This is a genomic window from Methyloligella halotolerans, from assembly GCF_001708935.1.
Lineage (GTDB): Bacteria > Pseudomonadota > Alphaproteobacteria > Rhizobiales > Methyloligellaceae > Methyloligella > Methyloligella halotolerans.
Window position 1 is genome coordinate 76,273 of sequence record NZ_MASI01000002.1, and the last position, 11,301, is coordinate 87,573.

The 11,301-nt window shown below is 63.8% G+C and carries 10 protein-coding genes and 1 pseudogene; 8 read left to right on the plus strand and 3 right to left on the minus strand.

Annotation, left to right across the window (positions count from 1 at the left end; all coding sequences use genetic code 11):
• The first annotated feature begins 69 nt into the window (after positions 1 to 69).
• Complete coding sequence (locus tag A7A08_RS04675; RefSeq protein ID WP_069094380.1) at positions 70 to 1,035, plus strand: sulfotransferase family 2 domain-containing protein; 966 nt, start codon at positions 70 to 72, stop codon at positions 1,033 to 1,035.
• Between the two features lie 112 nt (positions 1,036 to 1,147).
• On the plus strand, positions 1,148 to 2,362 hold the full coding sequence (locus A7A08_RS04680; protein ID WP_069094381.1) for an O-antigen ligase family protein: 1,215 nt from the start codon (positions 1,148 to 1,150) through the stop codon (positions 2,360 to 2,362).
• Between the two features lie 116 nt (positions 2,363 to 2,478).
• On the opposite strand, the gene A7A08_RS04685 is transcribed toward A7A08_RS04680, so the two are convergent.
• The gene (locus A7A08_RS04685; RefSeq protein WP_069094382.1) at positions 2,479 to 2,757 is read right to left on the minus strand and encodes a hypothetical protein; all 279 of its coding nucleotides are present in this window, start codon (positions 2,755 to 2,757) and stop codon (positions 2,479 to 2,481) included.
• A 373-nt stretch (positions 2,758 to 3,130) separates the two neighbouring features.
• Between A7A08_RS04685 and infC the strand changes: the two genes are divergently transcribed.
• The gene (infC, locus tag A7A08_RS04690; RefSeq protein ID WP_069094383.1) at positions 3,131 to 3,652 is read left to right on the plus strand and encodes a translation initiation factor IF-3; all 522 of its coding nucleotides are present in this window, start codon (positions 3,131 to 3,133) and stop codon (positions 3,650 to 3,652) included.
• 96 nt (positions 3,653 to 3,748) lie between these two features.
• Here the strand turns inward: infC and A7A08_RS04695 are convergent, their stop codons facing one another.
• Positions 3,749 to 5,416 carry a putative bifunctional diguanylate cyclase/phosphodiesterase gene (locus tag A7A08_RS04695; RefSeq protein ID WP_169822919.1) on the minus strand — a complete coding sequence of 556 codons (1,668 nt, stop codon included), beginning with the start codon at positions 5,414 to 5,416 and terminating at the stop codon, positions 3,749 to 3,751.
• A 306-nt stretch (positions 5,417 to 5,722) separates the two neighbouring features.
• On the opposite strand from A7A08_RS04695, the gene rpmI reads away from it, so the two are divergent.
• From rpmI to pheT, 5 genes and pseudogenes are all read left to right on the plus strand, one after another.
• Complete coding sequence (gene rpmI, locus A7A08_RS04700; RefSeq protein ID WP_069094385.1) at positions 5,723 to 5,926, plus strand: 50S ribosomal protein L35; 204 nt, start codon at positions 5,723 to 5,725, stop codon at positions 5,924 to 5,926.
• Between the two features lie 35 nt (positions 5,927 to 5,961).
• Positions 5,962 to 6,318 carry a 50S ribosomal protein L20 gene (rplT, locus tag A7A08_RS04705; protein ID WP_069094386.1) on the plus strand — a complete coding sequence of 119 codons (357 nt, stop codon included), beginning with the start codon at positions 5,962 to 5,964 and terminating at the stop codon, positions 6,316 to 6,318.
• A gap of 40 nt (positions 6,319 to 6,358) precedes the next feature.
• Positions 6,359 to 7,446, plus strand: a pseudogene (gene pheS / locus A7A08_RS04710) (phenylalanine--tRNA ligase subunit alpha).
• Entirely contained in the window at positions 7,446 to 7,892 is a 447-nt protein-coding gene (locus tag A7A08_RS04715) for a GNAT family N-acetyltransferase (RefSeq protein ID WP_069094387.1), read from the plus strand. The pseudogene pheS and the gene A7A08_RS04715 overlap by 1 nt, the downstream one beginning before the upstream one ends.
• Positions 7,889 to 10,303, plus strand: a complete 2,415-nt coding sequence (pheT, locus tag A7A08_RS04720) for a phenylalanine--tRNA ligase subunit beta (protein WP_069094388.1) — start codon at positions 7,889 to 7,891, stop codon at positions 10,301 to 10,303. Before A7A08_RS04715 ends, pheT begins: the two co-directional genes overlap by 4 nt.
• Here the strand turns inward: pheT and mbfA are convergent.
• The gene (gene mbfA, locus A7A08_RS04725) at positions 10,300 to 11,253 is read right to left on the minus strand and encodes an iron exporter MbfA (RefSeq protein ID WP_069094389.1); all 954 of its coding nucleotides are present in this window, start codon (positions 11,251 to 11,253) and stop codon (positions 10,300 to 10,302) included. The genes pheT and mbfA overlap by 4 nt on opposite strands.
• Positions 11,254 to 11,301 lie beyond the last annotated feature (48 nt).

Consider the following 11,301-nt stretch of genomic DNA (forward strand, 5'->3'; position numbering starts at 1 on the left):
CTTCGTAACGATGCATTAAGCATATTGAGGCGATCTTTAGGCTCCCGTATCTAGCTTCTGTACCGCATCATGTTGGTTGAAAATCCCGATAAGTTTCAGGGCGCCCCCCTTCTCGCTGGAGGTGAGGACGCGCCCGTCTACTACCTCTTCCATGTGCCGAAATGCGCAGGCCGGACGATCGATCGTCACCTGTCGCTCTACGCTCAGGAAGGCCGGTATTTCAGGGCTAAGAAGCGCAAGGGAGTGAGCCGTCTCTTCTCGCCGCGCCACACCCTTGCCGGCATGCCCGACCCGCGGCAGCTGAATGCGATCAGCAGCCATTATCTCGGCGCGTCGGTGGAGGCGCTTTGCGAGGGGCGGGAGATCCGCCGTGCGATGCTGCTGCGCGATCCCGTCAGCCACATGGTCTCCTATTACAATTACCGCATGCAGCGGTATATCGCGCAGGGTATGCAGCCCTACAGTTTCGAGCTCGCCTACCGGGCGACCCAGCGGGACTTCATCACCCATTACATCCTGCGCAACTTCCTCGAGATCCCGCTGCCCCGGCTCTGGCTGATGACCCGGCCGGAGAAGTGGGCGCTGGTGAACGGCTTCCTGTCACGCTTCTGGTTCGTCGGCGATTACCGGAAATGCTCAGAGCTGGTCGAAGCGATGGCATCGGATCTCGGCGTGCCGTCGCGCGCCGTGCCGCAAAACACGTGCTCCACCCATTCGAGCCATCCGTCCTGGCGGCCGCTCAGCGTGAGCGACCTGTCTCCGGAGATGATCCGGCAGATCCGCGAGGAGAACAGCCTCGACCAACGGCTCTGGCAGACTTGGCGCGGAGCGGGGCTGGACGTTCAGAACGTCAACGAGATGGCGCTGATGTCGCCGGCCAAGCTGCAGTTCTCCCTGCATGAGGCGACCCGGCTGGTCCACCAGGTGCGCCGGCGGTTTGCCCGGCGCCGCAGCGTGGGCGACGACTCGGCTCCCACCTCGGGCCTGGACACCGGTCCGGCCGAGGCCACGCCCGGCGCCATCCAGGCTGGCTGAGCGGCTACGCGGCCACAGAAGCGCTATTTTTCTGTTACCCCATGGGCTTCGCGCACCGATTGCGGTATGGCGTTGAGCCAGCACGACACGGTTGCTTTGGGGGATGGAGAGCATGAGGTCATTCGGCGCCTGGCTGGCTGCCGCGCTGCCGCCGCTGATCGCTGTCGCGACCTTTTTGTGCTTCGTCACCCCGCGTATCACCGTCGCGACACTTGCCATCTTCGCCCTGGTCATCCTCTCCCTCGCATTGCTCGAAGGAGAGCGGCTCCGCAACCTGATCAAGCCGGATATCGGTCTCTGGCTTTTCGTCGTGCTGAGCATTTACCTGCTGATCAACGCCACCTGGTCCGACGATACGAGCCGGGCCCTGAACAAGGCGGTCCTGGTGGTGCTTTTCGCGGCCTTGAGCATCGGCACGGTGCGGGCGGTGCTTGCCTGGCCCGTGGAACGGGCGAGACGCTGCGCAAAGGGCTTTGTTATCGGGGTAATGCTCGGGGCGGCCTATCTCCTCATAGAGCTTTTGAGCGGCCAAGCCCTGGCCCGCGGGTTCTTCAACCTGATGCCGTTCGTGGAGCCCAGCAACTTCAAGGGCATGGTGGTGGAGGGCGGCAAGATCGTCTCGATCCGCGCCTCGGAGCTCAATCGGGGCGTGGCAATCGTCCTGATGACCTTCTGGCCGTTCCTGCTGTGCATCGTCGGCCGGCGGAGCCTCACGCAGCGCTGGCTGATCGGGGGCGCGGCCTTCGTGATCGCAACCTTCCTCATCATGATTTCCAGGCACAACACATCTCAGATGGCGATCTTCGTGTCGCTGGCGGTGTTCCTGGCGACACTCGTCCTGCCCCGGCCGGGCTGGATCGCGGTGACGGCGGCCTGGTGCCTGAGCTTCGTGATCGTCGTTCCGCTCGTAATCGCGGCCTACAACGCGGATCTGCATCACGCGAAATGGCTGCCGAACTCAGCCCAGGCGCGGGTCGTGTTGTGGTCGTATACCGCCCATGCCCTGCACGAGGCGCCGATACTCGGAATCGGCGGGAGCTCAACCCGGGCCCAGGCGGCCGAGCCGGCGGCCATCGCCAAAGCCAAGGAAGCCACGGCCGAAGGCAAGCCCTATGCGTGGCAGGCCGGTCCCCACGCCCATAACCAGTATCTGCAGACCTGGTATGAGCTCGGACTTGTCGGCGTCGTGCTGGCCATGGCCTGCGGCGCTGGGTGCTCTGGATCATCGGCCGGCTGCCGGATGATCTCCTGCCCTACATGGTGGCGCATTTCGCCGCCTTCGCCGCCCTGTCGGCGTCTGCGTGGGGCATGTGGCAGACATGGCTGATGGCGCTACCGGGTCTTGCGGCAATCTATGGCGCCATCGCCGTTTGCGCGAACCGGAAGCCGGCTCACTGAAATTCGGAACGGTGTTTCCGCCGGTCCGCATTCATCCTTTAAGCGTCAATAGCAGAGCCTGGCCCCGGCGGTGCAGACGACCGGCGACACCACACCCCGCCAGCAGACCGTGTAGGTCTGGGAATCGACGACATCGGGCTTGAAGTAGAGGTCGGGCGTGACGGTGTCCCGCCAATAGGGGTTCGGCCCGGGGCGCTTGGCGGTGCGGCTGGGGTGAACACCCGGATGCTGGCGGCGCCAATCCACGATGGCATCTTCCAGCGCTTCGCGGGCCCCTTCGACTGCCGCATCCTGGACGACTCCGTCGTCGGTTCCGGTGACCATGACACAGGCCCGATAGGCTGGGCATGACCCGGCGCCGCGGCGAGGAGCACCGCCAAGGACACAAGGAGCGCAGTCGCAAGAACCACGCCGTTGAAAATCGATTCGAAATTTAGGTCTTCCATGCCATCCCCGTGTTAATGTCCCGACCGTCGCGATGAAACTCTGGGAAGTTATCGCGGTTATGCTGACGCGATCACGACGGGGCGAGCGTTTCCCTGGCGGAGGGGCCCTGCCGATTGACTTGTCAGCCAGGTTTCCCATCCTATAGAAAATCGCTTGCATCGGATTATGCCAGCGCGCTTCTAGCTACTCTTTATCGGCAGCGCGCGGCCATTTGCGCAATAGAGGAGTTCGACACATCGCAAGACGGCCTATGAAAAAAGCTCCCACCCGGGAGGGGCCCCGCACCAACGAGGCCATTGATTCAGAGAAGATTCAGCTGATCAACGCGGAAGGCGACAATATCGGCGTGGTCGCCCTGGAAGAGGGTATCGCGCAAGCCGTGGAGGCTGGGCTCGATCTCGTAGAGATCTCGCCGAACGCCGATCCGCCGGTCTGCAAGATCCTCGATTACGGCAAATACAAATATCAGGCTCAGAAGAAAGCCGCCGAAGCGCGCAAGAAGCAGCGCACTGTCGAGGTCAAGGAAATCAAGATGCGGCCGAACATCGATGTGCACGATTACGACGTGAAGATGCGCTCGATGGTCCGGTTCTTCGAGGAAGGCGACAAGGTGAAGGTGACCTTGCGTTTCCGCGGCCGCGAGATGGCGCATCAGGATCTCGGCATGGATCTTTTGAAGCGGGTTCGCGAGGACACCGTAGAGCTGGCGAAGGTCGAGCTGGAACCGAAGCTCGAAGGCCGCCAGATGATCATGGTTCTCGCACCGCGCTAGGCGACAATCTCGCATTCCGATACGCGCGCCTCGCCGAGGACTCAGGGTCTTCGGCGAAGGCCGGGATTTGCCTCGCCCCAAGGCGCGCCGACCGCCTCAAGCGATGTGGCGCGCTTTTTCCTCCATAACCTCAAGTCCGCCCGTAAGGGCAGGCAGATGCGGGCTCGCAGGTCCGAAGAGGAAACCCTGCCCGAGATCGCAGCCAAGCGCGGCGAGGGTATCGGCGAGGGCTTCGCTCTCGATGCCCTCCGCGGTGGTCTTCAGGTCGAGGGCGCGGCCGAGGCGGATCATGGCCTCGACGAGCCGCAACTCTTCGGGGTTTTCGAGAATCCTGGCGATGTAGCTGCGATCGATCTTTAGGGCGTCCAGGCGCAGCTCCCGAAGATGAGACAGCCCGGAATAGCCGGTTCCGAAGTCGTCCAGCGCAACGGATATGCCGAGGGCGTGCAGCTCAGCGAGAGTTGCCCTCGCCTCGTCGATCCGGGTGACCATGGCGGTCTCGGTGATCTCGACCTGGAGCCGCGCGGGCGGAAATCCCGCTCCGGTGAGAATGTCCCGCAGGGTTGGCGCGAGGAGGCCGTCGGCGAACTGGTGCGGCGATAGGTTGACCGAGAGGAAGGGTGCACCGGGCACGGCCTCGATGTCGGCAATCGCCTTTCGCAGCAGGGCATAGGTCAGGCCGCCGATCAGTCCGGTCCGTTCGGCGATGGGGATGAAGTTGTCGGCGGTCAGAACGCCGCGCTCGGGATGCTGCCATCGGGCGAGGATCTCATAACCGACGATCCGTCTCGTGCGCAGATGAACCAGGGGCTGATAGTACGGAACGATCTGCCCGCTGTTGATTGCGCCCCGAATGTCGGCTTCCAGAGCGAAGCGCTGCTGCAGGCGCTTGTCCATGTCGTCGTCAAAGCAACGATAAGCGCCCCGCTGCTCACTCTTGGCGCGGTACATGGCCATGTCGGCCCGATGCAGCAGAAGATCGATGCTGGTGTCATCGGGGATCTTCAGATCGTCGCGCAGGGTGTCTCTTCGGTAGATTGCGGTGCCGAGACTGACTCCGATTCGCATCTCCAGCGCGGCGATGTGCATCGGCTGCGGGACCTCCTCGACGATACGGCGCGCCATGTCCAGGGCGACGCCTCCGTCCCCCTGATAACGGTACAGCACGCCGAACTCGTCTCCGCCGAGCCTGGCGACGAGTCCCTTGCTGCCCACGATGCGGCGAAGCCGTGCGGCGACGGCCTTGAGCACCTTGTCTCCCAAGCCGTGGCCGTAAAGGTCATTGATCGGCTTGAAGCGATCCAGATCGACCAGGAAGACGGCACAGGCGCCATCCTCCGGGAGATTGGCGACCCAGCGCGGGAAGGCTTCCAGAAAATGACGGCGATTGGGTAGCCCCGTCAGCGTGTCGTGGCGCGCGAGGCGATGGGCATGGCGCTCGGCCTCTTTGCGCTGTGCCACTTCCTGGCGAAGCTGATGCATACGGCGGGCCGCCCAGATGAAACCGGCGATGCCGCAGAGGGTCAGAGCATGGAGCAGTTCGTCTAGCTCGTAGAACTCGTTGGCTTCGAACCAGCGCTCCATCGTGTCATGGAAATCGACGGTATAGAGGGCGATGTAGACGACGACCGTCAGGATCGCGAATGCGAGCGCATCGCTGCCGGCCGGGTTTCGATCGCGCAGCCGGTGCCAGGCACGGCGAATTGCGCCCCCGAGCCGTTCGAGCAAGGCGAAATTCGTCCACCTTCTCAGTCTTTCAACCAACGATAGCATTCCTCTACCGGACGTTTCGGGCATGGAAATGCATTTCGGTTTGGATTTGGTAAGCGCGTCGTTGCAATTTTTCGCAATTGCAACCAGATAATCCTTGCGCCGCCGGGCTCTGGGCCTGCTCCGGGCTTGCCTGGGACGGGCAATTGGCCTTATAAGGCGCGCTTGAACCAATGCAGGAGCGGCCTGGCGGGGCATGCCATGGCGGCTCGCAATGCTTCATCCATCCAAAGAGGGATGTTTTCAAACGTCGGACCGGTGGCCCGCGCCCCGGTCCCTATCAAGAATTAAGGAAGCAAAATGCCCAAGATGAAGACCAAGAGCGGTGCCAAGAAACGCTTCAAGATCACGGCCAATGGCCGGGTCAAGTGTCAGGCCGCCGGCAAGCGTCACGGGATGATCAAGCGTACCAACAAGTTCATCCGGGATGCCCGCGGCACCTTCGTCCTCTCCGATGAGGACGCCAAGGTCGTGAAGAAGCATTTCCTCCCCTACGGCCGATAGAGCCGAAGGCTGAGACCTCTTAAAGGAGCACCGATATGTCCCGTGTGAAACGCGGCGTCACCAGCCATGCCCGCCACCGCAAGGTTCTGACCCAGGCGAAGGGCTATTACGGCCGCCGGAAGAACACCATCCGCGTTGCCAAGCAGGCCGTGGACAAGGCCGGCCAGTACGCCTATCGCGACCGCAAGGTGAAGAAGCGGACGTTCCGCTCGCTTTGGATCCAGCGCATCAACGCTGCTGCGCGTCTGCATGGCCTCACCTATGCCCGGTTCATCGAAGGGCTGAAGAAGTCCGGCATCGAGCTCGACCGCAAGGTTCTGGCCGATATCGCCGTGCGCGAGCCGGAAGCCTTCAAGAGCCTGGCAGAGACCGCCGCCTCGGCGCGCAGCTAGGCATCGCGTAAGGACGTTCAAACCCAAGGACCGTGAAGCGATGGCTGCGCCCGAGCTCGACACCCTCAAGGCCGAGCTTCTGGCGGCCATTGGCGATGCGGACGATCTCGCAAGCTCGATGCCGTGCGCGTCTCCGCGCTCGGCAAGAAGGGCCGGGTCTCCGGTCTGATGAAGTCGCTCGGCGAGATGCCGCCGGAGGAGCGCAAGAGCTTCGGGCAGGCGGTCAACGCGCTTAAGGACGAAATCGGCGCGGCTCTCCAGGAAAAGCACGAGGCGCTCTCCCGCGCCGCCCTGTCGGAGAAGCTGGCGGCGGAGCGGGAAGACGTCACCCTGCCCGTGCGGCTCGGCCCGCTGGCGCAGGGGCGTATCCATCCGGTGAGCCAGGTGATCGACGAGATCACCGAGATCTTCGGCGACATGGGCTTCGCCATCGCCGAAGGGCCGGATATCGAGACGGACTTCAACAACTTCACCGCGCTCAACATCCCGCCGGAGCATCCCGCGCGGCAGGATCACGACACGTTCTATTTCTCGCCGGATGAGAACGGCGAGCGGGCGGTGCTTCGCACCCATACGAGCCCGGTCCAGATCCGCACCATGCTCGCGGAAGAGCCACCCTTGCGCATTATCGCGCCGGGCCGCGTCTACCGCTCGGACTCCGACCAGACCCACACGCCCATGTTCCATCAGGTCGAGGGGCTGGTCATCGACGAGGAGACCCATCTCGGCCATCTGAAATGGGTGCTCGAAGAGTTCTGCAAGGCGTTCTTCGAGGTCGACAGCGTGAAGATGCGCTTCCGCGCCAGCCACTTCCCCTTCACCGAGCCCTCCATGGAGGTCGATATCGGCTACGCCAAGGTGGGCGACGAGATCCGCATCGGCGAGGGCGATCAATGGCTGGAGATCCTCGGCTGCGGTATGGTGCACCCGAACGTGCTGCGGAACGTGAACATCGATCCTGAGCGCTATCAGGGCTTCGCGTTCGGCGTCGGCATAGACCGTTTGGCCATGCTGAAATACGGCATGCCGGACCTGCGCGCTTTCTTCTCCGCAGACCTGCGCTGGCTGAAGCACTACGGGTTCAGCGCGCTCAACGTCCCCACCCTGGCCGGCGGGCTTTCCAGCTGATGAACGTCTCCGTCATCCATCTCCTGAGCGACTCCCAGGTCGACGACCTGCTGGCGCTCTACCAAAAGGAGTGGTGGTCCAAAGGCCGTACCCTGACCGACGTGCGGACCATGCTTGAGAATTCCGATCTCATCTTCGGTCTGGCGGACGACGAAACGGGCAGGCTTCTCGGCTTCGCGCGGGTGATCACCGATATGGTCTACCGCGCCATCATCTACGACGTGATCGTGGATGAAGAGCTGCGAGGGCAGAACCTCGGTAAACGGCTGATGGACGCCATGATGTCCGACAACGTGCTGGCCAGCATCGCGAGCGTCGAGCTGCATTGTCTGCCGGAGATGGAGGCCTTCTACGGCAAGTGGGGCTTCGCTCCGAACAACTCCGGGACCCGCCCGTTGCGCATCCGCCGCGGCGATGCGCCGATCGGACATAAGGCAAGCGCATGAAGTTCACCATCGCCTGGCTGAAAGAGCATCTCGACACGGATGCGAGCCTCGAGGAGATCGCGGAAACCCTGACGGTCATCGGGCTCGAGGTCGAGGAGATCGTCGATCCGGCGGAAGCGTTCAAGGCTTACACGGTCGCCGAGGTGGTCGCGGCGGAGAAGCATCCTGACGCCGACAAGCTGCAGGTCTGCACGGTCAATACGGGGACCGAGACACTGCAGGTTGTCTGCGGCGCGCCGAATGCGCGGGCCGGCATGAAGGGTGTGTTCGCGCCCGTCGGCACCTATGTGCCGGGCATCGATGTGACCCTGACGAAAGCGAAGATCCGCGGCGTGGAATCCTTCGGCATGCTCTGTTCCGAGCGAGAGCTGGAGCTCTCCGACGAGCATCACGGCATCATCGAGCTGCCCGAGGATGCGGAGGTCGGAAGTCCGGCCGCCGATGCGCTCGGGCTCACGGATGCGATGATCGACATCGCCATCACGCCGAACCGGCCGGACTGCCTGGCGGTTTCCGGCATCGCGCGGGATCTGGCCGCGGCGGGACTTGGCACCTTCAAGGACAAGCCGGTCGAACCGGTGAAGGGCGACTTCAAGAATCCGCAGCCCATCGCGCTGAAATTCGACGCTGATTCTGCGGACGCCTGCCCCGTCTTCGCCGGGCGCGTCGTGAAGGGCGTCAAGAACGGGCCGAGCCCGGACTGGCTCCAGGCTCGCCTGAAGGCGATCGGCCTTCGCCCGATCAACGCGCTGGTCGATATCACCAACTACATCTCTTTCGACCGGGCACGGCCGCTCCATGTCTACGACGCCGACAAGCTTACGGGCACGATCTCCGCGCGGCTCGGCAAGGTGAGCGAAAAGTTCGAGGCGCTGGACGGCAAGACCTACGAGGTCGATCCGGAAGCGACCGTGATCGCCGACGATGAAAAGGTGCTCGGCTTTGGCGGCATCATGGGCGGCGAGGAGACCGGCTGCACGGATGAGACGACAAACGTCTTCATCGAGAGTGCCTATTTCGATCCGATCCGCACGGCCAAGACGGGCCGTCGCTTCAATATCGTGTCGGACGCGCGCTACCGGTTCGAGCGCGGCGTCGATCCGCAATTCGTTGTCCCTGGGCTGGAGCTCGCGACCCAGATGATCCTGGACCTCTGCGGGGGCGAGGCGAGCGAGATCGAGGTTGCCGGCGAGGCGCCCGAGGGCCGGCCTGCATTCGGTTTCGATCCGGCGCGGGTGAAGCGACTTTCCGGGCTCGACATTTCCAACAAGGAGATCGAGGTGACGCTCGAGAAGCTCGGCTTCGAGCTTGCGGGCAGCGCGCCTGATCTCCAGGTCACTCCGCCGAGCTGGCGACCGGATATCCATGGCCCCGCCGATCTGGTGGAAGAAATCGTCCGGCTGGTCGGTGTGGACAAGGTCGCCCCGACGCCCATGCCGCGCGCGTCTGGCGTCGCCAAGCCGGTGCTGACCGATAAGCAGATCCGCCAGCGCCTGGCGCGCCGGGTGCTCGCCTCGCGCGGGCTGGTCGAGGCCGTGACGTGGTCGTTCATACCGGAAGCCCATGCCAGGCTGTTCGGCGGCGGCGCACCGGCGTTGAAGCTCGACAATCCCATCTCCACCGAGATGAGCGACATGCGGCCGAGCCTGCTGCCGGGCCTCGTGACCGCGGCGCAGCGGAACAAGGATCGCGGCTTCTCCGATGGCGGGCTGTTCGAGCTGGGCCAAGCCTATTCGGGCGCCAAGCCGGAAGACCAGTATCTTGCCGCGAGCGGCGTGCGCTTCGGAAATGTATCCCTGGAGGGCTTGGGGCGCGACTGGCAGGGCAATGCGCCCAAGGCCGACGTGTTCGCCGCGAAGGCCGATCTCGCCGCGATGCTGCAGAGCTTTGGTCTCGACCCGTCCAGCATGATGGTGGTGGCGGAAGCCCCCGACTGGTTCCACCCCGGCCGCTCCGGCTCGTTCAAGCTTGGGCCGAAAGTGACGCTCGGCGTATTCGGGGCGCTGCACCCGGAGACCTTGCGAGCGCTGGGCGCCGAGGGCCCCATGGCCGGGTTCGAGCTCTATCTCGACGCCCTGCCCAAGCAGAAGAAGAAGGGCTCGGGCCGCTCGGCGCTGGGCGCATCCGACCTGCAGGCTGTACGCCGCGACTTCGCCTTCCTGGTGGATATATCCGTTCCGGCCGGCGATCTCATCAAGGCCGCTCGCTCGGCCGACAAGGCGTTGATCGCGCAAGTCGGCCTGTTCGACGTCTTCACGGGCAAGGGCGTGCCGGAGGGCAAGAAGTCCCTCGCCATCGAGGTGACGCTCCAGCCGATGGAGAAGACGCTGACGGACAAGGAGATCGACGCGGTGGCGGAGAAGATCGTCGCTTCTGTCGTGAAGGCCACCGGCGGCGAGCTGCGGGGCTAGGCACTCCCGATCAGGATGCCCACGGCGAAGACGATCGTGCCGCCGATGACCACCTCGAACACAGCCTGAAGGAAGCGCGTGTCCATGTAGCGGGCGCGGACCCAGGCGATCGCCCAGAGCTCGACCACCACGACCAGGCAGGCCACTGCGAAGGCCGTCCAAAAATGTGGGATCAGGAACGGCAGAGTGTGGCCGAGACCGCCCAGCGCCGTCATGAGGCCTGTGATCAGCCCGCGCATCCAGGGATGGCCGCGGCCGGTCAGGGAGCCGTCGTCGGACAGCGCTTCGGCGAATCCCATGGAAATACCGGCGCCGAGGGAGGCCGCGAGACCGACGAGGAACGTCGCCCAGGTGTCGCCGGTGGCGAAGGCCGCGGCGAAGATCGGCGCCAGGGTCGAGACGGACCCATCCATGAGCCCGGCAAGACCCGGCTGCACCACCTGAAGCACGAAGAGACGGCGGCGGGTCTCGGCCTCCGCCTTCTCCACGGAGGTGGAGATGATCTTCTCGCCGAGCTTGTCGGCAAGAGCTTCGTGGGTCTGCTCAGCCTGGGCAAGATCGCCCAGCAGCTTGCGGGTCGCCGCGTCGGTGGTCTTGACCATGGCCCGCTCGTAGAAGCGGCGGGTCTCGAATTCCATCTCCTCGACTTGCTTCCGCACGCGCTCCGGCCCCAAGGACTGCACCATCCAGAGGGGCTTATGGGCGACGAAACCGTTGATGTCCTGTCTGCGGATAAGCGGAATGTGATCGCCGAACTTCTCGCGGTGGAGGTCGATCAGCCATTGGCGGTGGCTGTCCTCCTCCTTCGCCATCTCGTTCAGCACCTTCGCTGAGGCCGGGTAATGCTCTTCAAGCGCGCGGGCATAATCGCGATAGATCCGCGCGTCCTCTTCCTCAAGGGAGATCGCCAGGGCGACGATCTGCTCATCGTTCAGCTCTGAAAACCGCATGGACCGGCCTGCTTTATGACTTTCGCATTCGTAATTTAGAATTGTTCT

Excerpts from the sequence above, each read along its gene's own strand:
- mbfA (WP_069094389.1), bottom strand. The coding sequence starts at position 11,253 with ATGCGGTTTTCAGAGCTGAACGATGAGCAGATCGTCGCCCTGGCGATC.
- rpmI (WP_069094385.1), top strand. The coding sequence starts at position 5,723 with ATGCCCAAGATGAAGACCAAGAGCGGTGCCAAGAAACGCTTCAAGATC.
- A7A08_RS04685 (WP_069094382.1), bottom strand. The coding sequence starts at position 2,757 with ATGGTCACCGGAACCGACGACGGAGTCGTCCAGGATGCGGCAGTCGAA.
- rplT (WP_069094386.1), top strand. The coding sequence starts at position 5,962 with ATGTCCCGTGTGAAACGCGGCGTCACCAGCCATGCCCGCCACCGCAAG.
- A7A08_RS04675 (WP_069094380.1), top strand. The coding sequence starts at position 70 with ATGTTGGTTGAAAATCCCGATAAGTTTCAGGGCGCCCCCCTTCTCGCT.
- infC (WP_069094383.1), top strand. The coding sequence starts at position 3,131 with ATGAAAAAAGCTCCCACCCGGGAGGGGCCCCGCACCAACGAGGCCATT.
- pheT (WP_069094388.1), top strand. The coding sequence starts at position 7,889 with ATGAAGTTCACCATCGCCTGGCTGAAAGAGCATCTCGACACGGATGCG.
- A7A08_RS04715 (WP_069094387.1), top strand. The coding sequence starts at position 7,446 with ATGAACGTCTCCGTCATCCATCTCCTGAGCGACTCCCAGGTCGACGAC.
- A7A08_RS04680 (WP_069094381.1), top strand. The coding sequence starts at position 1,148 with ATGAGGTCATTCGGCGCCTGGCTGGCTGCCGCGCTGCCGCCGCTGATC.